The 25,660-nt window shown below is 42.8% G+C and carries 25 protein-coding genes; 3 read left to right on the top strand and 22 right to left on the bottom strand.

Translation table 11 applies throughout. The annotated features are described in order from the left end of the window. Positions 1 to 32: 32 nt before the first annotated feature. From ffh to EO126_RS05710, 4 genes are all read right to left on the bottom strand, one after another. Positions 33 to 1,391 (bottom strand): signal recognition particle protein, encoded by a 1,359-nt coding sequence (ffh, locus tag EO126_RS05695; RefSeq protein ID WP_006556453.1) that lies wholly within the window; start codon positions 1,389 to 1,391, stop codon positions 33 to 35. 1 nt (position 1,392) lies between these two features. Further along, entirely contained in the window at positions 1,393 to 1,743 is a 351-nt protein-coding gene (locus EO126_RS05700) for a putative DNA-binding protein (RefSeq protein ID WP_127007928.1), read from the bottom strand. 626 nt (positions 1,744 to 2,369) lie between these two features. Next, positions 2,370 to 4,538: a heavy metal translocating P-type ATPase gene (locus EO126_RS05705; RefSeq protein ID WP_127007930.1), complete on the bottom strand. Its 2,169-nt coding sequence runs from the start codon at positions 4,536 to 4,538 to the stop codon at positions 2,370 to 2,372. A gap of 95 nt (positions 4,539 to 4,633) precedes the next feature. Then, a complete protein-coding gene (locus EO126_RS05710) occupies positions 4,634 to 4,903 on the bottom strand; it encodes a metal-sensitive transcriptional regulator (RefSeq protein ID WP_006556450.1) in 270 nt (89 codons plus the stop codon). A 315-nt stretch (positions 4,904 to 5,218) separates the two neighbouring features. On the opposite strand from EO126_RS05710, the gene EO126_RS05715 reads away from it, so the two are divergent. The 3 genes from EO126_RS05715 (at position 5,219) to EO126_RS05725 (ending at position 7,403) form a co-directional block, all read left to right on the top strand. After that, a complete protein-coding gene (locus tag EO126_RS05715) occupies positions 5,219 to 5,851 on the top strand; it encodes a YigZ family protein (protein ID WP_006556449.1) in 633 nt (210 codons plus the stop codon). 230 nt (positions 5,852 to 6,081) lie between these two features. After that, positions 6,082 to 6,972 carry a LysR family transcriptional regulator gene (locus EO126_RS05720; RefSeq protein WP_006556448.1) on the top strand — a complete coding sequence of 297 codons (891 nt, stop codon included), beginning with the start codon at positions 6,082 to 6,084 and terminating at the stop codon, positions 6,970 to 6,972. A 155-nt stretch (positions 6,973 to 7,127) separates the two neighbouring features. Further along, complete coding sequence (locus EO126_RS05725) at positions 7,128 to 7,403, top strand: thioredoxin domain-containing protein (protein WP_006556447.1); 276 nt, start codon at positions 7,128 to 7,130, stop codon at positions 7,401 to 7,403. A gap of 157 nt (positions 7,404 to 7,560) precedes the next feature. Here the strand turns inward: EO126_RS05725 and EO126_RS05730 are convergent, their stop codons facing one another. From EO126_RS05730 to EO126_RS05815, 18 genes are all read right to left on the bottom strand, one after another. Next, positions 7,561 to 8,910 (bottom strand): amino acid permease, encoded by a 1,350-nt coding sequence (locus tag EO126_RS05730; protein WP_127007932.1) that lies wholly within the window; start codon positions 8,908 to 8,910, stop codon positions 7,561 to 7,563. 113 nt (positions 8,911 to 9,023) lie between these two features. Beyond that, on the bottom strand, positions 9,024 to 9,809 hold the full coding sequence (locus EO126_RS05735) for a DUF362 domain-containing protein (RefSeq protein ID WP_127007934.1): 786 nt from the start codon (positions 9,807 to 9,809) through the stop codon (positions 9,024 to 9,026). Between the two features lie 359 nt (positions 9,810 to 10,168). Next, a complete protein-coding gene (gene thrS, locus EO126_RS05740) occupies positions 10,169 to 12,079 on the bottom strand; it encodes a threonine--tRNA ligase (RefSeq protein WP_127007936.1) in 1,911 nt (636 codons plus the stop codon). A gap of 496 nt (positions 12,080 to 12,575) precedes the next feature. Continuing rightward, positions 12,576 to 12,788 carry a DUF4911 domain-containing protein gene (locus EO126_RS05745; protein ID WP_006556443.1) on the bottom strand — a complete coding sequence of 71 codons (213 nt, stop codon included), beginning with the start codon at positions 12,786 to 12,788 and terminating at the stop codon, positions 12,576 to 12,578. Positions 12,789 to 12,881: 93 nt separating this feature from the next. Beyond that, entirely contained in the window at positions 12,882 to 14,114 is a 1,233-nt protein-coding gene (locus EO126_RS05750) for a peptidase U32 family protein (RefSeq protein WP_006556442.1), read from the bottom strand. A gap of 3 nt (positions 14,115 to 14,117) precedes the next feature. Then, complete coding sequence (locus EO126_RS05755) at positions 14,118 to 14,720, bottom strand: O-methyltransferase (RefSeq protein WP_006556441.1); 603 nt, start codon at positions 14,718 to 14,720, stop codon at positions 14,118 to 14,120. An 11-nt stretch (positions 14,721 to 14,731) separates the two neighbouring features. Further along, positions 14,732 to 15,739: an endolytic transglycosylase MltG gene (gene mltG, locus EO126_RS05760; RefSeq protein ID WP_006556440.1), complete on the bottom strand. Its 1,008-nt coding sequence runs from the start codon at positions 15,737 to 15,739 to the stop codon at positions 14,732 to 14,734. 95 nt (positions 15,740 to 15,834) lie between these two features. Continuing rightward, positions 15,835 to 16,128 carry a DUF1292 domain-containing protein gene (locus EO126_RS05765; RefSeq protein ID WP_006556439.1) on the bottom strand — a complete coding sequence of 98 codons (294 nt, stop codon included), beginning with the start codon at positions 16,126 to 16,128 and terminating at the stop codon, positions 15,835 to 15,837. 121 nt (positions 16,129 to 16,249) lie between these two features. Beyond that, positions 16,250 to 16,672 carry a Holliday junction resolvase RuvX gene (gene ruvX / locus EO126_RS05770; protein WP_006556438.1) on the bottom strand — a complete coding sequence of 141 codons (423 nt, stop codon included), beginning with the start codon at positions 16,670 to 16,672 and terminating at the stop codon, positions 16,250 to 16,252. Then, positions 16,672 to 16,929, bottom strand: a complete 258-nt coding sequence (locus EO126_RS05775; RefSeq protein ID WP_006556437.1) for an IreB family regulatory phosphoprotein — start codon at positions 16,927 to 16,929, stop codon at positions 16,672 to 16,674. The genes ruvX and EO126_RS05775 overlap by 1 nt, the downstream gene beginning before the upstream one ends. Before the next feature lie 81 nt (positions 16,930 to 17,010). Continuing rightward, positions 17,011 to 19,620: an alanine--tRNA ligase gene (gene alaS / locus EO126_RS05780; protein ID WP_006556436.1), complete on the bottom strand. Its 2,610-nt coding sequence runs from the start codon at positions 19,618 to 19,620 to the stop codon at positions 17,011 to 17,013. 86 nt (positions 19,621 to 19,706) lie between these two features. Then, positions 19,707 to 20,513 (bottom strand): metal ABC transporter permease, encoded by an 807-nt coding sequence (locus tag EO126_RS05785; RefSeq protein ID WP_006556435.1) that lies wholly within the window; start codon positions 20,511 to 20,513, stop codon positions 19,707 to 19,709. 2 nt (positions 20,514 to 20,515) lie between these two features. Continuing rightward, the gene (locus EO126_RS05790) at positions 20,516 to 21,226 is read right to left on the bottom strand and encodes a metal ABC transporter ATP-binding protein (protein WP_006556434.1); all 711 of its coding nucleotides are present in this window, start codon (positions 21,224 to 21,226) and stop codon (positions 20,516 to 20,518) included. Positions 21,227 to 21,289: 63 nt separating this feature from the next. Further along, positions 21,290 to 22,243, bottom strand: coding sequence for a C40 family peptidase (locus EO126_RS05795; protein WP_006556433.1), 954 nt, complete (start codon positions 22,241 to 22,243; stop codon positions 21,290 to 21,292). Between the two features lie 128 nt (positions 22,244 to 22,371). Continuing rightward, positions 22,372 to 23,355 (bottom strand): glycosyltransferase family 2 protein, encoded by a 984-nt coding sequence (locus EO126_RS05800; RefSeq protein ID WP_006556432.1) that lies wholly within the window; start codon positions 23,353 to 23,355, stop codon positions 22,372 to 22,374. 149 nt (positions 23,356 to 23,504) lie between these two features. Further along, the gene (gene lepB / locus EO126_RS05805) at positions 23,505 to 24,101 is read right to left on the bottom strand and encodes a signal peptidase I (RefSeq protein ID WP_006556431.1); all 597 of its coding nucleotides are present in this window, start codon (positions 24,099 to 24,101) and stop codon (positions 23,505 to 23,507) included. Between the two features lie 140 nt (positions 24,102 to 24,241). After that, a complete protein-coding gene (locus tag EO126_RS05810) occupies positions 24,242 to 25,114 on the bottom strand; it encodes a YitT family protein (protein ID WP_006556430.1) in 873 nt (290 codons plus the stop codon). Positions 25,115 to 25,117: 3 nt separating this feature from the next. Further along, on the bottom strand, positions 25,118 to 25,603 hold the full coding sequence (locus EO126_RS05815; protein ID WP_006556429.1) for a hypothetical protein: 486 nt from the start codon (positions 25,601 to 25,603) through the stop codon (positions 25,118 to 25,120). Positions 25,604 to 25,660 lie beyond the last annotated feature (57 nt).

The raw sequence follows: 25,660 nt of genomic DNA on the forward strand, positions 1-25,660 counted from the left end.
ACTTCACCTCCTTGTCAGAATATCTTCTATGATCAACCCATAAACGGTAAGTTTGGCAGTTTAGGTAACATACCTTTTTTACCTTTACGCATAGATCCCATTTTTTTCATCATCTTCTGAGCTTCTTCAAATTGCTTAATCAAGCGATTTACATCCTGCACACGTGTACCGGAGCCCATGGCGATGCGTTTACGACGTGAGCCGTTCAATATTTTAGGATTCGTCTTTTCTTGCGGTGTCATCGATTGAATGATAGCCTCAATACGACGAATTTCTTTGCTGTCTAAATCTATATCTTTTAACTGATCTTTAACTTTACCCATGCCCGGAATCAATCCCAACAGATCTTGGAACTTACCCATTTTACGGACTTGGTTCATTTGTTTCAAGAAGTCATCCAAAGTGAATTCATTGCGCCGCATTTTGTCGGCCAATTCCTTCACTTCTTCCTCGTTTACCAGTTCCTTGGTTTTTTCAATCAAAGTACCCAAATCACCGAGGTCGAGGATACGGGATGCCATACCTTCCGGTCTGAATTCTTCGAGACCGTCCATTTTTTCACTGGTCCCCATGAATTTAATCGGACGACCGGTTACGGATTTAATAGATAATGCGGCACCGCCTTTGGCGTCACCGTCAAGTTTCGTCATTACTACGCCGTCAATGCCGAGACGTTCGTTAAATGTCTGTGCCGTCTGTACCGCATCCTGACCGATCATGGCATCCACAACGAGGAGGATTTCATGAGGTCGTACGGATTGTTTGATATTGACTAATTCCGTCATGAGGGTTTCGTCAATCGCCAAACGACCGGCCGTATCGATAATAACTACATCTTTAAGCATAGACGTGCTCGCCGCAATGGCGTCACGAGCTATATTTACAGGATTCGCCCCCGGCGTTTCATCGGCAAACACAGGAATATCTATCTGTTTACCAACGACCTGCAACTGCTTGATAGCGGCCGGACGATATACGTCAGCTGCCACCAACATAGGATGCTTACCTTTTTTACGCAAATAAACGGCTAATTTACCGGCAGTTGTTGTTTTACCGGCCCCTTGCAAACCAACGAGCATAATAATTGTCGGTGGTTTGGACGCAATCGCGATACCGCTCTGAACGCCGCCCAATAATTCGGTCAATTCGTCTTTAACAATTTTAATAACCGTTTGTACCGGGTTCAACGTACCGAATATTTCTTGACCAATGGCTTTTTCTTTAATGCTATTGATGAAGTCTTTAACTACGGCTAAGTTTACGTCCGCTTCAATCAAGGCTAAACGCACTTGACGCAGGGCTTGTTTCAGATCATCTTCGTCAATTTTGCCTTTACCTTTTAGGGATTTAAAAGCCTCTTCTAGTTTCTGGGTTAAATTGTCAAAAGCCATCCTACCCCTCCATCTGTGCAACTAATTGATATAATGTATTTGTAGAAGTGCGAAACTCATCGTTTGCGGCACTTGCTTTTAATCTGTCTAATTCATTGCGCATGGCACTCATCAAACGTTCCCGTTCTTCATACTGAGCTACCAGGTGCAGCTTGCTTTCATACATTTCCAACAATTGTCTGGCGCGTTGCATATTGTCATATACGGCTTGACGCGATACGCCCATTTCTTCAGCAATTTCGGCCAATGACATATCGTCTTCATGGTGCAACACCAAACATTGACGCTGACGCTCCGTCAAAAGAGCGCCATAGAAGTCCAACAGCAAGCTAATCAAAACGCGTTCTTCCATGTCAACTCACTCCTTCACGGTGTCAAGCTAAAAAACTTTACACGTTATTTTAACAAAAGCAGTATACCCTGTCAAGGACTTTTCCTTAACATCTGAAATTTATTGTTAATAACAGAAAAACACCACGATGCTCGCTTCATCGTGGTGCTTTTCTTTCTCGGTAGTGAATATTGAATTTTTACCTTTATTAGCGTACAATTTGCAGCGCTCGCTAATAAGGAGATTAGAAAATCAACTGAAAAACTGCTCGCTTCAGTCCCCCAGCTTCGTTCTCTACGGATAGTATATACCCACTTCCCGTATAAGTAAAATTGCCTCTTTTTATATCTGTTATTACTAAAAGAAATAATGTATTTAATTAAGTAGAACCTTAATCTATATTGATAAATAACGTTGTTTCAGACTTGTCATCTTCTTTTATGTTAACTGAAGGTCCAAAAAGATTGTTAACAAACAATGAAAAATCGAGGTTAACGTTAATTAACCTCGATTCAACAAGTTTAGCCTTTATGTAATTCAGCTTATAGTTAACTTATATGTGACTCATACTCAGTTTATATATAACTCAGATACAACTCACAGCCGATTAACTTAAATTTCATTGACTCAATTCAACTATCCTGCAATCAATTAAGTTTAGCTCTTTTTAACCGAAGGGCATTCGTAACAACCGTAACGGAACTGAAAGCCATTGCCGTACCGGCTACGATTGGTGTTAACATGCCGATAGCGGCCAATGGAATACCAAGACTGTTGAAAATAAGAGCCCAGAAGAGGTTCTGACGAATATTCGTCATAGTCTTGCGGCTTAGAGTTACGGACTGAACCAACGTGTTCAAATCATTACGAACAAGTACGATATCAGCTGCTTCAACAGCAATATCAGTACCGTTACCGATGGCAAAACCAATATCAGCCAAGGTCAAAGCAGGTGCGTCATTAATGCCGTCACCAACCATACCTACTACTTTACCGGCTTTACGTAATTCATCAATCTTACCGGATTTATCCTGCGGCAATACTTCCGCCATAACATGTTTAATACCAACTTTATCGGCAATGTATTGAGCGGTACGACGGTTATCACCGGTGAGCATCCAAACTTCAATGCCACGATCTTGTAAGGTTTTAATAACTTCCGGAACTTCCGGACGCACTTCATCTTCTACAGCCCACAAAGCTCTGATTTCACCGCCTACGGCTAAGAGCGATACGGAAGCGCCGCGTTCTTCTTCGGCAAGCACGGCTTTTTCAATCGTTTCATTCATATAACCTAAGGACTGCATCCAACGGCTGTGACCTAATTGAACCATCTGATTATCTACCACAGCTTCGAGGCCATGGCCTGGAACTTCTTTAAAACCGGTAACGTTCGGCAATACACCATTCCCCAATTCATTAGTACCGTAAGCTGCCATAGCTTTGGCAATAGGGTGAGTAGTCAAACCTTCGATAGCGGTCATGATACCCGTATTTTCTTTGGCATCACCGGCGAAGTTAACGGTTTTACTTACCATCAAAGTACCCTTAGTGATAGTACCGGTTTTATCCAATACGATGGCATCTAATTTGCCGGCACGTTCAAGGAATTCGGCACTCTTAATCAAAATGCCGTGTTCAGCACCCAAACCGGAACCTACCATGATAGAGGTTGGCGTTGCCAAACCTAACGCACATGGGCAAGCGATAACCAATACGGCTGTACCATGCATAAGAGCTACGCCCCAAGTGGCATCAAAACCAAAGTACCATACTAAGGAAGTTAATACAGCTAAAGCAATAACGGTCGGTACGAAGTAAGCGGCTACTACGTCGGCTACACGTTGAATGGAAGCTTTAGAAGTCTGCGCTGCTTCTACGACTTTAATAATCTGAGACAACATGGTATCGGAACCGATTTTTTCGGCACGCATTGTGAATACACCGGTTTCGTTAACGGTTGCACCGATAACTTTGCTGTCAACTGTTTTTTCAACCGGCAAGCTTTCACCGGTCAACAAGGATTCGTTAACAGCCGATTGACCTTCAATGACAACACCGTCTACCGGAACTTTTTCACCGGCACGAACTTGAAGAATATCGCCGACCTGAACTTCAGCGGTAGGAACGTCTACCCATTGGCCGTCACGCTGCACATGAGAAATACTTGGTGTTAAACCCATCAATTTTTCAAGAGCTTCAGATGTACGACCTTTAGCCACTTCTTCAAGAACCTTACCTAATAAGATAAAGGTAATCAACCAAGCGGACGTTTCAAAGTATAAATCGTGGCTGCCCACAGACATATTGTAAATGCTGAATAAGTAAGCTACCGTAGTACCTAAGGCAACCAACACATCCATAGTCAAGGAACCGCTCTTAATAGCACTCCAAGCACCTTTATAGAACACGAGGCCCGGACCGAACTGAGCAACAGTTGCCAATACAAGTTCTACCCACGCCGGTAACATAGGCCATCCGAAGAAATGGCTGCCCATCATGCTGACCATCATTGGGATAGCCATAACAGCGGCAATAATCATACGATACAATTGAGGTTTGTAATTTACTTTTTCAAGTTTTTGAACCCCTTCTTCAGCCAAGGTAGCACCAAAACCGATACCGGTGATAGCTTTAATTACGTCATCAGGGGTTACCTTGCTGTCATCCGTATAGGTAACACTGCCTTTACGGGTTAAAAGGTTAACCTTTACATCAGCCACACCATCCATACGGCTGACTACTTTTTCAACACGACCGACACAGGCTGCACAGTGCATGCCGGTAATGTCAAATTCATTACTCTTTTGACTCATATATAACACATCCTTTGTTCTCTGTCTCTAATACTGCATCTTCTTATCAGAAAATGGCGTTACAATCCATTTATTAATACTATAATTCATATATATTATTTATGTAACGATTTATATACGCCCATCAATTCGGTAATGGCATCATCTTCCTTGCCCTTTTTAATGGCGTCCACTACACATGAGCGGGAATGACTTTCTAACATTAGAAGACCAACTTGATATAAAGCCGCTCTTACGGCACCAATCTGTTGTAACACTTCCACACAATAACGATGATCGTCAATCATCTTTTCGATGCCCTCGACCTGGCCTTTAATACGACGTAAACGACGACTTAATTTTTCCATTTCCATATCTGTCAGCATCTTAATTCCTCCTTACCTCTATCTGAACAGTTACTCTTAAGTAGCTGTACTAACGGAATTCATCGGGGATTTTTATCTCCTCTCGGATACCCCATGGGGGTATCTCATCTGTATATTATGTTAAACCTTCTCATTAAAAACGTCAACAAGGGGGTATTGTTAAATCGGCGAAAATTACGTATCATAAAATAAACGAAAAACATTTGCCCGAATAAGGCTTTACAAGCGGTCTATACGCCGCTACACTATATTGAAAAACATTGTTTTGATAAACTCTATCAATCTTTTTTAAAGATTTTCTAACAGGGGGTATATATGAAATCCTATATTACGGTCGCCAAAGAGCATCGTATTGAATATATTGTCGAAAAATCCCGCTTTATCGCCACCGCTATTCCCTGCGAAACAGAAGAAGAAGCACAGGCCGGTATTGCCCGCATCAATAAAGAGTTTTGGGATGCCACACATAACTGCACGGCCTACGCCTTAGGTCCCGGTCAAGAACAGCAACGCTCCTCGGATAACGGTGAACCGTCCGGTACGGCCGGCAAACCGATGCTCGAAGTTTTGAAAAAAACAGGCATCACCAACACCTTAATCGTGGTGACTCGTTATTTCGGCGGTATTAAACTCGGTGCCGGCGGACTCATCAGAACTTATTCGCACAGTGCGGCGGAAGTTATTCACGACGCGCCGAAAACCTTATATGCACCACGACAAATCGTGTCACTTACTATCAACTACAGCTATTACGGTGCTATCGAGCGCTTCTTGCAGGAACAGAACTTTCACTACGAATCAGAATTTGCAGAACAAGTAAAACTATTGATTTACGTTGATCCCGATGAAGTCGCAGCCCTCGAAACAACCATGACCAACCTAACTAACGGTCAACAGGCTTGGGAACTGTTGGAAGCCAAAATGGTGGCTCTACCCTACACCGAATAAGCTGATATAACTATATACTCACCGGAATAGCCTTGCTTAACACAATACCCACCGGGGGTACTATATATGGCATTTATTACTCGTTTAAACAAGCTTATGTAGCTTTTATACCCACTGGGGTACTGACAAATATATCGTACCATAGTACAATATATATTAAACATATAGTAAAGTAGTACGCCCAAAACTACATGTCATGACAATCTAACTTGGAAACAGGGAGGATTCTCATGGACACATCATATTATTACAATTTCATTATCTTGGTACAAACAGGCAATATGACTCAGGCTGCCAACATTTTACACATCACACAACCGGCCCTGAGCAAACAGCTTAAATATTTGGAAGCCGAATTCGGTACGCCCCTCCTGCACATAAAACGCGGTCAACGAGGGGCTAATTTTCGTCTCACTGAAGCAGGTCGCATCTTCTATGAAAAAGCACAGCAACTTTGTGCCATTGAAGAAGCTGCTTACGAAGATGTAAAACGCTTAAATTCGGCCGTAGAAGGAACACTCCGCATCAGCTCGTCCGCATCACGTTCAACCGGACTAATACAGCAATATTTACAGGCTTTTTCACAAAAGCACCCGTCCGTACGCTACGAGATTTACGAAGGTCTCATGAGTGACGTCACGGAATCACTATTGAACGGACGCACGGAAATCGGTCTTTGCAACTCGCAAATGGTGGATACCAGTCGCTTTGATATCCTCTTTACCCAACCGGAATCACTCTACGCAGTCTTTCGCAATGATGTTTTTTGGAACAGTCAGGAAAAAGAAAGTCTTACGTGGGATGAGATTGCTCGTTGCCCACTGAGCCTATCCGGCGGATCGGTACGCATGCTCATGCAAAGTGCCAGTCGCCTTTTCAATAACCTGAATGTCATTTCCGTCACAACGACCAAAAGCTCAGCCATTGAATGGGCTCAACTCGGTCGCTCGGTGGCTATCATACCGATGGATACGCAGGAAAAAGTACATGGTCGCAAAATATCACGTATTCGCCTGCCCGAATTGTCTACCGGTTTTCACAAAAGTTTTATTATCGTGAAAGGTCATACGCCTTCCCTTGTGAGCAAACAATTCTTAGAGTTCTACCAAGGAATGATGTAAATAAATTAAAAAATGTAAAATTCCATAAATCTTTATATTTCTATATTTATAAAATTGAATATTGTCATATTTTATGATACACTAAGGGTAGTGGTACAGTAACCACTACCCCTTTTTAATATTTCATTTTGTTAATACGAAAAGGATAGATAACTATGAAAGAAATTTTAGGATTCCACTTAAATGGTTGCCCTTATTGCAAAAACGCATTCAAAGCCATCGACGAATTGAAAGCTGAAAATCCACAATACAAAGATATTAAAATTAACTGGGTAGAAGATCAGGATGCTCATGAATTATTCAAAACTCATCCGTATGAATACTATCCAAACCTTTGGTTCGACTTGGATAAACAGTATGAAGCTCATCCGGGCGAAACTTACGAAGAAACTAAGAGCTTGATCAAAGCTGTCTTCGACAAAGCTTTATAATCCTAAACCTATAACAACATATCGTTTAGTAAGCAAAATAAAAGAGTTCATCGGGTCATACGACTCAGTGAACTCTTTTTTGTGCCTTATCAGGCCGTTTTATTTAATTATAATAAATTACTTTTCCCTATAGCTTCTTTGTACCCTATCCTGACAACTAGGCAATTTCCTTCTTCAATTGATAAATCAAGAGCAGCATAATGAACCATACCGGCGTTACGAATAAAGCAACTCTCGTAGCCGGGTTAAAGGCCAAAGTTACGATAACAAAAGCAAAGAACGCCAATACCAAATAGTTCAAGAATGGGAACAACGGCATTTTAAAAATACTCTTAGCCGCCAAATCAGGACGTTTACGGATAAACTTCATGTGACAAATGGTGATGATACCCCAAATGTACAAGAAGCAGAATGTTGCCACACTCGATATAATAACGAATACACCTTCGGCCACAACATACTGTAAAGCAACAACCAAACAGATTACCAATACGGATAAGAACAAAGCATTGGCCGGTACCTGTTTGCTCGTCAAAATTTCAAGAATACCCGGTGCATGATTGCGCTTGGCTAACGAATAGAGTAAGCGACTGGTACTGAACACACCGCTGTTACAAGCAGACGCTGCCGATGTAAGGACTACAAAATTAACCATAGATGCCGCCCCCACAATGCCGACCGCCAAGAAAACTTCAACGAACGGACTGCGGTCCGGATTTACGGAATCCCATGGGAAAATGCTCATGATAACGCCAAGTGCTCCCACGTAGAACAAAATAATACGTACCGGAATACTGTTAATGGATTTAGGAATAACCTTCTGAGGATTTTCCGTTTCACCGGCTGTTAAGCCTACCAGTTCAATACCCGCAAAGGCAAACACAACCATTTGGAATGATTGGATAAAGCCGTCCATCCCTTTCGGGAACCAACCGCCATGACTCCATAAATTACTGAAACTGGCTACGCCTACCGAAGTCGGTTGACCGGTCAATATAAAATACAAACCTAACACGATGAGGGCGATGATGGCAATGACTTTAATACAGGCAAACCAAAACTCCAACTCACCGAATAATTTTACCGTCAACAGATTCATGAGCAGTAAAATTATGAGGGTTATAAGGCTTGGTATCCACGCTTCAATGGACGGGAACCAATACTTAACATAAATCCCTACGGCCGTGATATCGGCCATGGCTACGGAGATCCAACAGAACCAGTAGGTCCAGCCCGTAACAAAGGCTGTTTTCTCACCCATATAATCCTGCACAAATTCAATAAACGTGTGGTACTCCGTGTTCGATAAGAGTAACTCTCCAAGGGCTCGCATCATCAAAAAACAAATGATACCGGTAATGATGTAGGCAAATAAAATAGCCGGCCCCGTCAAGGCTATGGAATGGCCCGATCCCAAAAACAGACCTGTTCCGATAGCGCCCCCGATGGCAATCAACTGCACATGGCGGTTCTTAAGCCCCCTATTGAGGGTTTGCTCTTTTTCCAAGTCACTCACTCCTCTACCTATAATTTTTGTATTTTTATATTATAGCAATTATAGAGTGTCAATTCTATAGAGAATTATGAAAAATACAATATACATGGAAAAACAAACGGCTGTTAATGCATATTTAAAAGCATTAACAGCCGTTTTAAAATATCCGTTGAAGCTACAATGCCGATATCCGAAATAGTAGGTTCGGCTGCCGAAACACCGGCACAGTCGCAGTCAACCGACATACGACGAAGAACATTTAAAAAGACAATATGCTTACCGAAATGATCAACGATAGCTTTACCGAAATCGGCCATGCGTTCCATGAAATGATCTTTCAAAGGCATTTCACCCCAAGCCGCACCGTCCGGTGGCATTGCCCCTTCTAAATAGCCGTGAACCTGGCGTTTCCCTTCCTGCCCGGTAGCGCAACCGATGGCGATATTCTTTAATGATCCGCCGAATCCGCCCATGGCATGGCCTTTGAAGTGAGTCAATACAACTAAGGAATCATAATTATCTAAATTCTTACCTACGGTAACTGATTGTAAATGTTTACCGCCGCGAACCGGATAATCGACACCGCCGTCTTCATCAAGAATATCTACCGGACAAAAATCCCATCCGTTTACTTTTAAAGTTTCTCTATGACCTTCCGTAGTATAACGATCACCGCCATACATAGTATTCGTTTCAACAATTACACTGTCAGGCACATGCTGTTGAAATGCCTTGACCATTTTAGGCGGTAAAATATTAGGTCCGTGTTTTTCACCGGTATGAAGTTTTACCCCTACTTTACCGTAAATACCTTCATTAATACGATCGTAAAGAGCAATCAAATGCTCTGCATCAATATGTTTAGTAAAATATACTTTTGCCTTAGAACCTGCACTATTTGTCGTTGCCATTGCTATGTCTCCCTGATTATCTGCCTTAGTAAAATTAAGAACATTCAGTATTAAAAGTCCACCGGCCGTTATGCCGGCTAATTAAAAAAAGTCACGTCGTGAAATCTTCCCCATAGTCCCTCCTTATTATCCCGGCGATAATAAGCTCTCACTTATTGCTCGTATCTATTGATCAAAATGTCTATTTCAATAGCCTATATGTACATCATAGCACTTGGAGCAGACTTCAAGTCAATACAAAAAAAGAGCTTACTCAAATCTCATATGAGATCTGAGTAAGCTCTTTAATTATAAAATTTAATCACCTGAAGCACGTTATATTCGCATCATAGCAATTTAAATATAGAGTTTTCGTAATCTTATTTACGATCTTTTACTTCAGCTAAGATATCAGCCAAGAAGTCTTCCCATTTAACGGAACCTTTTTCACCTTCAACACGGCTGCGAACAGCTACAGTGCCTTCCTGTTCTTCTTTATCCCCTACTACGAGCATGTAAGGAACTTTTTCCATCTGAGCCTGGCGAATCTTGTAACCGATTTTTTCGTTACGATCATCAAGTTCTACACGAATGTAAGCTTTCTTGAAGGCTTTACGCAATTTTTCAGCATATTCAACATGTTTTTCGCTGATTGGTAAAATCTTAACCTGTACCGGAGCCAACCAAGTTGGGAATGCACCGGCATAATGTTCGATAAGGATACCGATGAAACGTTCCATGGAACCAAAGCAAGCACGGTGAATCATGATAGGTTGATGTTTCTGACCGTCTTCACCGACATATTCCATATGGAAACGTTCAGGCAAGTTCATATCCAATTGGATAGTACCACACTGCCAAGTACGGCCGAGGGAATCGCGGATATGGAAGTCTAATTTAGGACCGTAGAAGGCACCGTCACCTTCGTTGATCTGGTAAGGGATTTGTTTTTCTTCGATAGCTTCACGAAGTGCATTAGTTGCTGCTTCCCAAATAGCATCATCGCCCATGGCATTGTCAGGTTTAGTACTCAATTCAACAGTGTAAGTTAAACCGAACTGGCTGTAAATACGGTCAAACAATTCAATAACTTTAATCAATTCAGATTTAATCTGAGATGGCAACATGAATACATGCGCATCATCCTGAGTAAAGCTGCGAACACGGAACAAGCCATGTAACGCACCGGATAATTCATGACGGTGAACAAGACCAAGTTCAGCCATACGCATTGGGAAATCACGGTAAGAATGTAAATCATTTTGATATACCAGGATACTGCCCGGGCAGTTCATAGGTTTGATTGCATAATCTTCATCATCGATTACAGTAGTGTACATGTTTTCACGATAATGGAACCAGTGACCGGATTGTTCCCAAAGTTGACGGTTCAAAATGATTGGGGTACGAATTTCTTCGTAATCGAAATCATGGTGAACTTCACGCCAGAAGTTTTCCAATTCGTTGCGAAGGGCCATACCTTTTGGTAAGAAGAATGGGAAGCCCGGGCCCTGTTCTTTAAGCACGAATAAGCCCAATTCTTTGCCCAATTTACGATGATCGCGACGAGCTGCTTCTTCAAGAAGATGTAAGTATTCTTCAAGTTCTTCTTTCTTTTCAAAAGCAGTACCGTAAATACGTTGAAGCATTTTGTTCTTTTCATCACCGCGCCAGTAAGCACCTGCCAAGCTCTGCAATTTGAAAGCTTTTACTTTACCGGTGGATGCTACGTGAGGGCCGGCACAAAGGTCAACGAATTCGCCTTGACGATAAGTAGAGATTTCAGCGTCAGCCGGTAAATCTTCAATCAATTCTACTTTGTAGTTTTCATGTTTTTCTTTGAAGAATTTAAGAGCTTCATCGCGGGAGATAACTTCTTTTTCGATTGGGAAGTTAGCTTTTACGATTTTATTCATTTCCGCTTCGATTTTAGCCAAATCTTCAGGAACTAATACATGTTCCATATCGATATCATAATAGAAGCCGTTTTCAATAGCAGGTCCGATAGCTAATTGAGCATCCGGCCAAAGGCGTTTAATAGCCTGTGCCATAATATGAGAAGCACTGTGGCGCAAAGTATCCTTACCGCCCTGTTCGTTAAAAGTTAAGAAACTTACTTTAGAGCCGTCTTTTACTTCTTCACGTAAATCAGTTAATTCGCCGTCCACATCGGCTGCCAAAACTTTTTTAGCCAAGCTGTTGGATAATTCTTTAACAGCTTCCCCTAAAGTAGTGCCCGCTGCATAAGCGCGTTCACTGTTGTCAGGTAAAATGATTTTTACTTCACTCATGGTTATTCCTCCTTAGAAATCAGCTACACCGGCGGGACACGCTGTAACTGCACGCATATAAAAAAAGAGACCTCACTCCCGACAAGGGACGAAGGTCTCGTGGTTCCACCCTAGTTAGTCATCCACTCGGATAACTCACTTTATTGTCGATAACGCATACTCGCGGATCAGCATACTGTAGTTCAGCCAATCGGTTTGAAGGGGGTAATACTTTATCATGTGTAAGACGGTCACAGCCAAGCCGTCTCTCTCTGGAACACAGTGGATTAAATATCATATCCTTCGCTCTACCTGTTTCATTTGATGTATTCACTTTACACCATATTTTAGGTAATGTCAATACTAATTGTGTGCAATTTATAATAATTTTCAAAAATTTAATTTTACACAATTAAAATTTAGTGATTTCGTATACAAATAAAAAAGCCTATGTGGTCGGTGGCCACATAGGCTTACATAGATTTCACTTTATGATTCTAACGTACGTATAAGAGTATTAAACAGCCTCCACCAAGGTCAACTCAATAGGCAAACTGCTCAAAATTTCACGTACCAACGGTGCTGTATCGGGTGTACTGCGTACCATACAAATACCTTCAGTACGATCTACCGTAGTCATGACACCCAAATACTCATAACCTTCTAAAATGCGATTTACGTAATTGGTATGCTCCGGTGAAATCTTAAAATACACATAGGAGTCTTCCATCAATAATCCCCCTCGTTACAGACTTAAAGCCGAGAACGACTGAATGTACTGCCGCTAACGCAGTACAGTGACCCAAAACAGGCCGACCCTATCTTACGCTTTAACCTTGCAACGACGACGCATCATGGCATACTGTTCAAGCGGTGTATCGATATAAAGACGTACTTTCATCTGCGGATGCGGTGCTACCGTGATTTCGTTACCTTCTTCGTCAGTCATTTTTGTAATCACATGATGAACGAGTTCACCGTGCGGTTGACAAAATTCCACTTCATCGCCCACTTTAAAGTTGTTACGCTGTTCTAAGTAAGCGTAACCTTCTTCAGCATTATAACCTTCTACCAAACCGATAAAATCATGGGTCTGCGTATTACTGGATTCACCGTAGTTCTGAGCCGTTTCATCCGGTTTTTCCACGGAGAAACCTTCTGTATACGGACGATGAGAGATTTTTTCCAACTCTTCAATCCATTCCGGTTTTACTTCATAATGCTCAGGATCTGCCAAATAGCTGTCTACTGCTTCACGATATACTTTAGTTACCGTAGCGGCATAGTGAACACTCTTCATGCGGCCTTCGATTTTTAAGCTGTCAACGCCGGCTTCTACCAAATCAGGGATATATTTTAACAAGCAAAGGTCTTTGGAGTTAAAAATATAGGTACCGTGCTGATCTTCTTCAATCGGATAATATTCGCCCGGACGGTTTTCTTCCACCAAGGAATATTTCCAGCGGCAAGCCTGCGTACATTGACCGCGGTTGGCATCACGAGTTGTAAAATAGTTACTCAAGAGGCAACGGCCGGAGTACGAAATACACATAGCGCCGTGTACGAAAGCTTCGATTTCAATGTCAGCCGCTTCTTTCATAGTCTTGATGTCCGCAATACTTACTTCACGAGCCACAACTACACGGCTGGCCCCCTGTTCTTTCCAGAATTCAGTCGTCAAATAGTTGGTTGTATTGGCCTGCGTACTTACATGGCGTTCCAAATTAGGCGCCACACGTTTAGCCAATAAGAAAATCCCCAAATCGGCTACAATAATGGCATCCACATGAATGGATTCCAAGAATTTTAAGTAGTCTTCGAGGCCTACCAAATCTTCGTTGTGCGGAATAATATTACAAGTTACATAGATTTTTTTACCATGACTATGTGCAAATTCTACCGCTTCTTTTAATTCTTCATTGCTGAAGTTGGAGCTGCTGGCGCGCAAACCGAAAGATTGGCCTGCACAATAAACAGCATCGGCGCCATAACGAATGGCCATTTTTAATTTATCCATATTGCCGGCCGGCGACAATACTTCAATATGTCTGTTCATGTATTACTTATTACCTTTCCATATACTGACACTCATACCATCTCCCAAAGGGTAAATGGTCGTATTAAATTTTGTTTTATCTTCAACCATGTCCAAATATTCTCGCAAGCGTTTGACAATAGTTTTATAACGATGCGGAGCTTCTTTATCCCCGCGCACATAACCTCTAAATAGAACATTATCAGCCAAGATAACGGCCTGCGGTGCCAAATGCGGTTCAATGAGCTCAAGCTGCTTACCGTATTGCCCCTTTGGTCCGTCTAAAAATACCAAATCAAAGGTTCCTTCCAATTGAGTCAATACTTCATTAGCATCGCCCAAATGAAGGGTAATTTGATCTTTATACTTGGACTGTTTGATATAATATTGAGCCATACTATGACGTTTTTCATCAAGCTCGACAGATACAACTTCCGCATCGGGTGCCGCATGCTTAGCCAAAAGCAGCGTGGAATAGCCGATAGCTGTTCCCACTTCCAAAACCCGCGACGGCTGATACAAACCGATTAATTCTTCAAATAAATGAACTTCCGATTCACGCAAGATAGGTACTTTATTGAGCACCGCGTAAATCCGTTGCTCATTCAAAATTTCCTTCAATTCCATAACTTACACCACTATTCCCCATAAATAGATTCCACCACTTTTAAATGTTCTGCATATGTTTTAGTGAAGTGGTGATGACCCTCTTTATCTGCTACAAAGAATAAATAATCCGTACTTGGCGCATTAAGTACGGCTTCCATGGATTTCATACCCGGATTGGCAATCGGTCCCGGTGGTAAGCCTGCATGAATATACGTATTATACGGACTTGGAATCTGCGTATCTTCAATAGACAGATGAGATTTAGGGTAGCCTAAAATATATTGGATGCTGGCACAGGATTGAAGTGGCATGCCGATTTGTAAACGTTTTAAAAATACAGCGGCAATAATCGGGCGATCTTCGTCAAACAAGGCTTCTTTTTCTACTAAAGAAGCTAAGGTAATAAATTCAAAAATCGTCATATGTTTAGCTGCAATTTGTTCACGAATTGCCGGTGTTAACTGCTTATTCATTTCGCCGGCCATACGTTTTAAAATCTCCTGCGGCGTACTGCCTACAGGGATTTCATACGTGCTGGGGAACAAAAAACCTTCCACACGGTAGTCAACTTGTGCCGGTCCGTACATATATTGATACGGTACATAGGTCTTAGCCACTTCTAAAAAGGCTTCTTTAGGACCCAAACCGTCTTTTTCGAGTTCTGCGGCAATCTGCTGAATCGTATAGCCTTCCGGAATAGTGACTTTAATCGATTGCACCTTACCTTTTTGCAATAAAGAAATTACCTGACGCAAGCTGGCATTTTGCGGAATCTGATAATATCCCTGTTGCAATTTATCCATTAAACCGGTCAGCCTTAATGCCATACGAAATGTAGTCGGTGAACTGATAATGCCTTTTTCATAGAGCATATCACCGATTTCGGCGCCCGTTTGATCTTTATCAACAGTAAATACAACATTCTGTGGCGTACCGGCCACAGAGTTTGGTTTTAAATACACAGTAAGGATGGCGATGCAAAGGATAAGAACAACGGCTGCAACACCGATCCCTATCCACTTCACACGTCTACTCATAAATTAAAAACTCCTCATGAATCATGCTGTCAAAATCTGATTATAAACATACGAAAGAGGGGCTTGGCCCCTCTTCCCTTTTACCCTATACCTGATTATTCTTCGTCAAAGCTGTCTTCGTATATAGCCAATACTGCTTCAAACTCTTCTTCAGTCGGATCTACATACACGTCTTCGCCGTCTTCCGTATCAATACGAGTCACAATCGCTTGCGGCTCTTCATGACATTTGCACCCCGGTTCACAATCTTCCGATGGTAATTCAACTAATATGGCAAACCGTTTACCATCATAATTAATTTCTAAATCCGATTCATAATGAATTTCTTTGCCATCTTCATCAACAAACGTTACAATGGTCACTTCACCTTCATAACCTAAATCTACCATGGTATCCTCCTTATGACTTCTGTTTCAATATTCCATACGGGAAGCCATATGCCTCACCGTTACCGATAGAGTACCTGACCGTTGAGTTACACACTACAGTAAAACAATTGACCGATTAGCGTTATTTGGTCAAGCGACTGCGACTGTCCAAGTATCCTTGTAAAATAACAACCGCCGCCATTTTATCAATAACATCTTTACGCTTTTTACGACTCACATCAGCTGCAATCAGTGAACGCTCCGCCATAACGGTTGATAAGCGTTCGTCCCAAAATGTAACCGGTACATCAATGACTTCCTGCATTTTGGCGACAAACTCTTCCGTCTTAAGCGCGCGATCACCCTTGGTGCCGTTCATATTTTTGGGCATACCCACCACGATTTCTTCTACTTCATACTCCGTAATCAGTTCCTGTAATCGCGAAAAATCCCGTTCCAAGGAAGTGCGCCGAATAGTTTCGATACCTTGAGCCGTCATGTACAAAGCGTCACTGCACGCCACGCCGATAGTACGACTGCCCACATCTAACGACATAATACGCATTATAATTTCTTAGCCTTTACATATTCATTAACCAATTCTTCAATGAGCTCATCACGATCCAAACGACGAATCATGCTGCGCGCATTGTTGTAACTGGTAATGTAGGTAGGCTCGCCGGAGATAAGAAAACCTACTATTTGTTCCACCGGATTATATCCCTTTTCCTGTAAAGCGTGATATACATCACGTAATACTTCACCGGCGGAAGGAACATCATTTACTTTCTGAAACATCATAGTTTCATCTGATACACTCATGCTAAAGCCTCCTTTATAACAGTGATGCGTCTTAACCGATTAATTAAGCCCTCACCAACAGACTATTACTCTTGTATACTTCTATTTTACCATAGAAAGGATAGTTTCTTTACCTTTTTCTAAAGCAGTTTCTAAAGCACTTGGATTTTTACCGCCCGCTTGTGCCATATCAGGACGTCCGCCACCGTTACCGCCGGCTGCCTGAGCAGTGGCTTTAACAATATTACCGGCATGGAAACCGGCTTTAACGGCATCTTTAGTAGCCATGCAGACGAAGTTTACTTTATCATCATTGGCCATACCCAATAATACGATACCGGAACCGATTTTATCGCGAACCATATCAGCCGTGCTGCGAAGTTCATCCATATCGGCTGCTTTTACATCGGCCACAACGGCTTTAAAGGAATCGGCATCAAAAGCTGTATTCAATACAGCGTCAAGACCGCCGGACATCAATTCTTTACGAGCTGCTGCCAATTCATGTTCCAATTGTTTAGTTTCTTCAACGAGCTGTTGCGCACGAACTACGATATCTTCCGGTTTCGTTTTAAGAAGTGTTGCCACTTCACGAAGTTCAGCCTGTTCTTTTTGAGCTAACTGCAACGCTGCTTCGCCGGTTACTGCTTCGATACGACGTACGCCGGAACCGATACCGCCTTCCGACAAGATGCGGAATGTGCCGATAACGGCCGTATTTACTACATGGGAACCGCCACAAAGTTCGATACTGAAATCAGGTACCGTAACAACGCGTACGCGGTCGCCGTATTTTTCACCGAAAAGTGCCATGGCGCCTAATTTTTTAGCTTCATCCATGGACATTTCCTGAATGTTCAAGCTGACAGCTTTTAAGATTTCACCGTTTACCAAATCGGTGATTTGTTTCAATTCTTCCGCCGTTACCGGGGAGAAATGAGTAAAGTCAAAACGCAAACGATCCGGCATAACCAAAGAACCGGCCTGATTTACGTGATTGCCCAATACTTGTTTCAAAGCGGCATGCAACAAATGGGTAGCCGTATGGTTACGTGCCATAGCGAGACGACGGGTCGTATCTACTTCGAATTGAACCGTATCGCCTACCTGTAAATTACCTTCTACAATAGTACCTACATGATAAGTAGTACCTTCCGGCAATTTCTTGGTTGTATGAACTTCCATTTTCCCCATAGGGCCAACGATGAAGCCTGTATCGCCTAACTGACCGCCCCCTTCAGCGTGGAACGGTGTAGTGCGTACAATGAGGGTTACTTCCATGCCGTCGGATGCATTATCAAGGCGAGTGGCACCTTCACCGAGCATAAGAATTTCAGAAGAAGTAGCCGATTCATCATCGCTCAATTTTTCATCGCGAAGGAAAGTAATGTCCGGTGTAGCCACTTTAGCATCTACATCTTCACGAGCCGCACGAGCGCGGGCACGCTGTTCCGCCATAGCGCTTTCAAAACCGGCCATATCGATAGTAAGACCTGCTTCGCCGGCAATTTCTTCCGTAAGTTCCCAAGGGAATCCGTAAGTATCATATAATTTGAATACTTCGGCACCCGGAACATCCGTAGCGTCAGCTTCTTTTAATTCGTTAATCAAAGCACCGAGCATATCAAGGCCTTGAGCCAAAGTCTGATTGAAACGATCTTCTTCATTAGCTACAACACGTTTAATGAAGTCGTGTTTTTCAATAAGACCCGGTACGCCGGAACCTAAAATATCGATAACCACGTCAACCAAATCGGTTAAGAAACGTCCTTCAATACCGAGTAAACGACCGTGACGTACGGCACGACGCAAGATACGACGCAATACATAACCGCGACCTTCATTGGACGGTAAAACGCCGTCGCTGATGAGTACAGTAATAGCACGAGCGTGGTCGCCGATAACTTTAAGGGACACATCCGTATTGGCATCAGTGTGATACGTTACTTTGGCCATTTCAGCAGCTTTTTCAATGATAGGGAAAATTAAATCCGTTTCAAAGTTGCTTTCTTTATTCTGTAATACGGATGCCAAGCGTTCGAGGCCGGCACCGGTATCAATATTTTTCTTTTCGAGCGGTACATATTCACCGTCAGCGGTACGGTTAAATTGAGTGAATACGAGGTTCCAAATTTCAAGATAACGATCGCAATCGCAACCCGGTGCGCAATCAGGTTCGCCGCAACCGCGAGATTCGCCGAGATCGTAGAAAATTTCACTGTCAGGACCGCAAGGACCTTCCCCGATTTCCCAGAAGTTGTCTTCCAAACGGGTAATGTGGTCTTCCGGCATACCTACTTCTTTATGCCAAATATCATACGCTTCCTGATCATCAGGATATACGGTTACATATAAACGATTTTTGTCGAGTTTAATAACTTCGGTCAAAAATTCCCAAGCCCAATGGATGGCATCTTTTTTGAAATAATCGCCGAAAGAGAAGTTGCCGAGCATTTCAAAAAAAGTATGATGACGCGCCGTGCGGCCTACGTTTTCAATATCGCCGGTACGAATACATTTCTGGCATGTGGTTACACGCGTACGAGGCGGTACCAATTTACCCGTAAAAAACGGTTTTAACGGTGCCATGCCGGCGCCGATTAATAACAAAGAAGGATCGTTTTCCGGAATAAGCGAAAAACTGTCTAAGATTAAATGTTGTTTACTTTCAAAAAATTTTAAATAAGCCTGACGCAGCTCATTACCCTTCATGAGTTTCAGCCTCCTAAATAAATATGAATTCTCTTTATTATAAGCCTTATTGTCTATATTTGTCTATTTCAAATAACAAGGTTGTCTTATTTCTGCCCGCGAGCCACTGTAACCGCAAAGGTAACGGCATAACCGAGAATTGCCATAAGCACAATCGTACCGCCCGGTGCCAAGTCATATTTGAAGGCCCCGATCAGTCCCAGGCTGACACTGCCCAAGGAATAAAGCTCACTGATAAGAAGCGTCTGGCCAAAACCGCGGTGCCATAGATGGGCCGACGCCACGGGCACAATCATCAAGGCACCGATGAGCAAAATTCCCACAATCGTCATCCCCATAACGACCACCAAAGCCGTTAAAATGGCGAAGAGCATATTGATACGGCCCACCGCAATACCGGCAGTTACCGCAATCTGTTCGTCGAAAGCCGTAAAGAGTAATTTAGAATACATGAAGTACACCGTAACGGCCACCACCAAAGCTACAATGGCGATGGTTATAATGTCCGTACTCGTTACCGTTAAAATACTGCCGAAAAGAAAATTCAGAAGCCCTGTGCTCGGCATTTTTGTCATAGTAGCAAAAATAACGGCCAAGGCTAAACCGGTATAAAAGAACAAAGCCAAAATCATATCGGTATATTGGTTCTGACGGCGGCGCACCAACTCAATGCCGATAGCTGTAAGCACCGTCAAGGCAGCCGCCCCCAAAGGCGGATATACGGATAACAACGATGCCCCTGTAACACCCGCAAAGGCTACATGGCCGAGGCCTTCACTGAGTAGCGATTGCCGTTTGATAACAATAAAGGTACCGATTAAAGGACACATTAAAGCTACAATCAAACCGGCAATGAAAGCACGTTGCATAAATTCATAACTAAAAATCTCCACCGTTAACCTCCTATATGCCAAGCAAGCGGCGTGTTTTTATGACTCTTCAAAAAACCTTGGCTGTCGCCGTTATAACAAATATGGCGATCAATACAAATCACCTGGTCGGCCGCCTGACAAGCATCCACAATATCATGGGTAACCATAATAATCGTCATACCCTGATTGCACAAATTACGCAACAGTTGGAATATATGGGCACTGACTTGAAAATCAATACCACTCGTCGGTTCATCAAGAAGCAAATATTTAGGTCCTCTGGCCAGTGCTTGAGCAATCATAACTCGCTGTTGCTGACCGCCGCTTAAATCACCGATACGACGATGGGTAAATTCCGCCATGCCCACCTGAGCCAATGCCTGATGAGCCTTAGCCTTGCGTTCACTGTGCCCCATCCCCTGAATACGGAGCCCCAATTCCACAATTTCACCGCACGTAGCCGGAAACTGAGCGGCATTTTTATTATAAATTTGCGGCACCAAATGAAGAAGACCTTTCTGCTGTGCTTCCGCCACAGAATAACCGTCAATCGTAATCTGACCGTTCGCCGGCTTTAAAAGGCCTGCCACCAGACGTAAAAACGTTGTTTTGCCGGCTCCGTTGGGCCCTACTACCAAGGTAAAGTCACCTTCCGGAATTGTCAGCGACACATCACTTATAATCGTCTCATCTTCATAATTGAACGCTACTTTATCTACAATAATTTGCCCCATCGTAAAACCTCACTTTATAGGCTAAAAGAGGAGACATGAGCCTCCTCTTCAAAGTATCTTAACTTACATTACGCGCTTAGCACCGATATAGCGTTCGCCCCAATAGCTGTCATTAATGTTAGCTATAGCTACGCCGCTGCTCGAAGTAGCACTGATAAATTTACCGTCACCAATGTAAATCCCGGAATGGGATACACCCTGCTCATAGGTTTGGAAGAATACCAAATCACCGGGTTGCAAATTATGTTTCCCGATTTTCTGGCCTACCAAATATTGTTCATCCGCACTACGCGGCAAGGTAATACCCGACTTAGCGAATACATAACGCACATAACCGGAGCAGTCAAAACCTTGCGGTGTAGCACCGCCGAATACATACGGTACCCCACGATAACGTTCCGCTTCCGTTATAATCTCACGAACCGATTTTGGAACATCACCGGTTTTGGTGAAAATAAAATCCGGTGCAATAGGATCAAGTATACCGTCGGTCGGCGTCTTCGATTTTACAACAGCCGTATTTTTCTTAGCGACTGCTTCTACCTTAGCATTGCTATTGGATTTATTACCGTTCTTGTTGCTTTTCACCTTAACCGATTTAGTCGTTTTAGCAGGCTTAGTCGCATCTGTTGCGGTTGCGGTAGATTTTTTCTCTAACGTAGCCTTACGACCGGCTGCCATTTCCGCTGCGATTTTATCATCAGACATACGACCTAAACCGGCAACCACATGTTCATCAAGGTCTTTGCCCATTAACTTTTTGTAAGTAACGGCATCCAACACGCCGTTAACCGGCAAATTATTATCCTTTTGATACAGGCGTACTGCCCATTTCGTATTGGCATCATACTCACCGTTGAGTCGTGCATTATACCCGGCTGCAATCAACTTCTTCTGAATGGCCGGAATATCGCCGCCTTTAGCGCCATACGTATAACCGGTCGCACTTACCAATTGCGTGCTGACCATTAACATTACTGCCGCTGTGATGGCGACTCTTCTTTTAATTGATTTCATAGTACCATCCTCAAACTATTCTCTGAGTACCCATACTTCAACAGATTCTCCTTACGTCAAAACTGTCTTCTTATAATTATACCACAAATAGGTTGCAGATGACTATTACCTAGCCTCAGACAGCTATATTATTTATTCATCGCGCCTCGATCGGATGTATTATTATACCCCCGAGGCTTATTATCTCCGTCAACATTATAGCCGCCGCGGATCCAATATAACGGCCGATGCTTAACTTCTTCAAACACACGGCCCACATATTCACCGATAATGCCCAACCCGATGAGTTGAACACCGCCCAAAAAGAAAATGGCTACTCCCAAAGTGGCCCAACCGCTCACAGCAGAGTCGGTGAAAAAATGCACATATAAAATATGCAAAATCATCAGTAAGCTTAACAAACCGCAAAACAAACCGATGTAAAAAGCGGCACGAAGCGGCACTTTTGAAAAAGCCGCGATACCGTCCAAAGCAAAGTGCAACATTTTGCGCACGCTAAACTTCGATTTGCCCGCAAAACGCGGCGGTGCCACAAAATGGATCTCAGCTTGATTATAGCCGATATCACCTACAATACCGCGCAAAAAACGACCGTGCTCGCGAAAACGCAGCAAGGTATCCAATGCTTTACGATTCATTAAACGAAAATCAGAACCGCCTTCCACGATTGGCACATTGGCCATTATATTCATCAGTTTGTAATAATATTTCGATGTAAATGATTTAGCCCAGCTCGCATCTTCCGTAGAGTCACGAATCGTACGAACTACATCGTGCCCTTCTTCCCAAAGCCGAACTAAATCCGGAATCAATTCCGGCGGATGTTGCATATCACCGTCCATAGTAATGACCGCATCACCGGTAGCATAATCAAGACCGCAGGTCAAAGCCAATTGATGCCCGAAATTACGAGCCAACAAAAGGACTTTAACATTTTTATCTTCCTCAGCAATATGGCTGAGCATTGTTGCCGAATCATCGGACGAACCGTCGTCCACAAAAATTATCTCCTGGTCATAAGGTAGCGTGTTAAGCACTTCTTTGACCGAGTTGTAGAACTTCTTAATATTTGCCTCTTCGTTATACACGGGCACTACTACTGACAATAACATAGGCCGCCTCCGTTTCCTTAATTGCGCCTTTATTGTACTAAAATTCAGAATACTTGGCAAATAAACAAAGTATAAATTAAAAAGTTGAACCCTGCCGAAGCAGAGTTCAACCGATATTCTGCAAACTTATTTAAGCAAATGTTTCAAACTTAAAAACTGAAATCATACACTACATGACCGATAACGTTTTTAATCGGAACCGGCCCGATAAAACGGCTGTCACTGGAATGATTTCGATTATCCCCCATAACAAACACATGACCTTCAGGTACAACTACCGGTGCGGTCTGACTATATTGCATAGTAGGCTCTTTTGTGTACGGTTCTTCCAATTCCTTACCGTTACGCCATACATGGCCAGCTTTAAATTCCAAGGTATCGCCCGGTAAGCCGATAACACGTTTTACCCAAGCATCATGACGTTCCGCCGATTTACTGAAAATAGACATATAATTGGATACTACATCCGTTACATCGTCTTCCCAGGTACGCTCACGATTGACACGGCTGTCGATGATAACAATTTCACCGTACTGCGGCATATTACCGCGAATATGATCCCATTTGGATACCACCAAAAAATCACCGTTGTGTAACGTATCCTCCATGGATTCACCGGATACCCGGGTAATCTGCCCCAAGAATAAATGCACTACAATCGCAATTGCCAAAGCAATAATAATGGCATATAACCATTCGCCGATTTCATGTATAATCTGTTTCCCTATTGACTTTTCTTCTGCCATACAACCTTCCGATTTTCTTACCGCACTCATTGTTTTAAAACTCAAACGGCAATATGGTAACAACCTGTTCAGCTCGTTAGCCAAGTTTGCCTTATGCGCCGAAAATCGGACTCCTTTCTTCAAAGAACTGTGCCCATGATTTAGTGAATCGTCTTCTTACCGAATTGACCGCCAAATACATCATGCACGTCGGAAATAGTAATAAACGCATTTTCGTCATTTTCATATACCACATCTTTTAATTTGGTAATTTCTAAACGCGTCACTACTGAGTATAGCACTTTTTTCGGTTGTTTTGAATACCCACCTTCGCCAAAAAGGACCGTTACCCCACGACCGAGTCGTTTGGTAAGTACTTCACTGATTTCATCCGGATAGTCCGTAATAATCATAACGCCCTTGGATTCTTCAAGACCGGTAATGGTAATATCAATCATCTTATAGGCTACGAAGTACGCAATTAAGGAGTACATGGCACTGTTCCAACTGTATACGAAACCGGCTGCCCCCAAGATAAAGAGGTTAAAAAACATTACGATTTCGCCTACGGAAAAGCTGGTTTTCTTATCAAAAATAATCGCTACAATTTCAGTTCCGTCCAAAGAACCGCCGTTACGAATAATGATACCTACGCCCAAACCAAGAATGATACCGCCGAAAATAGACGCCAAGAACGGATCAATGGTAACCGGCGAAACATCATGCATGAATAGCGAAAATACGGAGATACACATTACCGAAAACAAGGTGGCAATGGTAAAGTTGCGCCCGATGAGGCGATAACCTACATAGAGAAACGGTATATTAATAACTACAACGAACAAACTGAATGATAAACCGGTCAACTCAGACGCCATCAATGATATACCGACAACACCACCGTCGATGATGCTGTTTGGAACGAGAAATACATCCAAACCGAAGGTATAAATGATAGCCCCTATAATCATCCAAATGTAACGAACTGCCATATCTTTCCAAGTTAATTTTTGTATACGCTTACCTGCTGCCATTGTCTATCCCCTTTCTTTTTTACCCAAAATATATTGCTCACCGATTATCCAAGCCGTAAAATCATCGACAGGTACCGGCGGATATAGCATCCCTTTAGGTACCAGCCGTTTCAAGCCGGTTGGCGGGTGAAACTCAAAATAACGTTTGCGCGCCGCTTCCGTCGTGTGGGCTTCTTCAGCCAACGAAACCGGCACCCCCTCGGTTTTGGCCAAGGTCTCCAAAATATGAAATACAAATTTATGATTCGTACCGTTGCCGCAAATTAATTCATTAACAGTCTTAAACTTATTAAGTAGAGCTTTTAAACCATCCGTTAATTCAGCGGTAGGCAAAATATCCTTAAATACCAACGTCGCCGCCGCGGCTGTCATAACGGCCACGCCGCTTTTCTCACGGCCCGGATCGACCGCCAATAATAAAGGTTCGGCAGCAGTGGCATTCAAAGTTTCATTCTGAACTTCATGTTTCAACTTTGTATCTTCCTGCATCTCAATCCTCCTTTACTATTCACTCCGTTGGCCGATCAACCAACAGTACCTAAAAGT

This window comes from Veillonella seminalis (assembly GCF_003992065.1).
In the GTDB taxonomy this organism is placed as follows: Bacteria; Bacillota; Negativicutes; order Veillonellales; family Veillonellaceae; genus Veillonella_A; species Veillonella_A seminalis.

Coding starts and splice junctions, on each gene's coding strand:
- EO126_RS05715 (WP_006556449.1), top strand. CDS start 5,219: ATGAAATCCTATATTACGGTCGCCAAAGAGCATCGTATTGAATATATT.
- lepB (WP_006556431.1), bottom strand. CDS start 24,101: ATGGCAGAAGAAAAGTCAATAGGGAAACAGATTATACATGAAATCGGC.
- mltG (WP_006556440.1), bottom strand. CDS start 15,739: ATGAGTAGACGTGTGAAGTGGATAGGGATCGGTGTTGCAGCCGTTGTT.
- EO126_RS05800 (WP_006556432.1), bottom strand. CDS start 23,355: ATGTTATTGTCAGTAGTAGTGCCCGTGTATAACGAAGAGGCAAATATT.
- EO126_RS05710 (WP_006556450.1), bottom strand. CDS start 4,903: ATGCTGACAGATATGGAAATGGAAAAATTAAGTCGTCGTTTACGTCGT.
- EO126_RS05790 (WP_006556434.1), bottom strand. CDS start 21,226: ATGGGGCAAATTATTGTAGATAAAGTAGCGTTCAATTATGAAGATGAG.
- EO126_RS05815 (WP_006556429.1), bottom strand. CDS start 25,603: ATGCAGGAAGATACAAAGTTGAAACATGAAGTTCAGAATGAAACTTTG.
- thrS (WP_127007936.1), bottom strand. CDS start 12,079: ATGAGTGAAGTAAAAATCATTTTACCTGACAACAGTGAACGCGCTTAT.
- EO126_RS05810 (WP_006556430.1), bottom strand. CDS start 25,114: ATGGCAGCAGGTAAGCGTATACAAAAATTAACTTGGAAAGATATGGCA.
- EO126_RS05705 (WP_127007930.1), bottom strand. CDS start 4,538: ATGAGTCAAAAGAGTAATGAATTTGACATTACCGGCATGCACTGTGCA.
- EO126_RS05775 (WP_006556437.1), bottom strand. CDS start 16,929: ATGAGTGTATCAGATGAAACTATGATGTTTCAGAAAGTAAATGATGTT.
- EO126_RS05745 (WP_006556443.1), bottom strand. CDS start 12,788: ATGGAAGACTCCTATGTGTATTTTAAGATTTCACCGGAGCATACCAAT.
- EO126_RS05725 (WP_006556447.1), top strand. CDS start 7,128: ATGAAAGAAATTTTAGGATTCCACTTAAATGGTTGCCCTTATTGCAAA.
- ffh (WP_006556453.1), bottom strand. CDS start 1,391: ATGGCTTTTGACAATTTAACCCAGAAACTAGAAGAGGCTTTTAAATCC.
- EO126_RS05735 (WP_127007934.1), bottom strand. CDS start 9,809: ATGGCAACGACAAATAGTGCAGGTTCTAAGGCAAAAGTATATTTTACT.
- EO126_RS05765 (WP_006556439.1), bottom strand. CDS start 16,128: ATGGTAGATTTAGGTTATGAAGGTGAAGTGACCATTGTAACGTTTGTT.
- EO126_RS05750 (WP_006556442.1), bottom strand. CDS start 14,114: ATGAACAGACATATTGAAGTATTGTCGCCGGCCGGCAATATGGATAAA.
- ruvX (WP_006556438.1), bottom strand. CDS start 16,672: ATGCGTATTATGTCGTTAGATGTGGGCAGTCGTACTATCGGCGTGGCG.
- EO126_RS05700 (WP_127007928.1), bottom strand. CDS start 1,743: ATGGAAGAACGCGTTTTGATTAGCTTGCTGTTGGACTTCTATGGCGCT.
- alaS (WP_006556436.1), bottom strand. CDS start 19,620: ATGAAGGGTAATGAGCTGCGTCAGGCTTATTTAAAATTTTTTGAAAGT.
- EO126_RS05720 (WP_006556448.1), top strand. CDS start 6,082: ATGGACACATCATATTATTACAATTTCATTATCTTGGTACAAACAGGC.
- EO126_RS05795 (WP_006556433.1), bottom strand. CDS start 22,243: ATGAAATCAATTAAAAGAAGAGTCGCCATCACAGCGGCAGTAATGTTA.
- EO126_RS05755 (WP_006556441.1), bottom strand. CDS start 14,720: ATGGAATTGAAGGAAATTTTGAATGAGCAACGGATTTACGCGGTGCTC.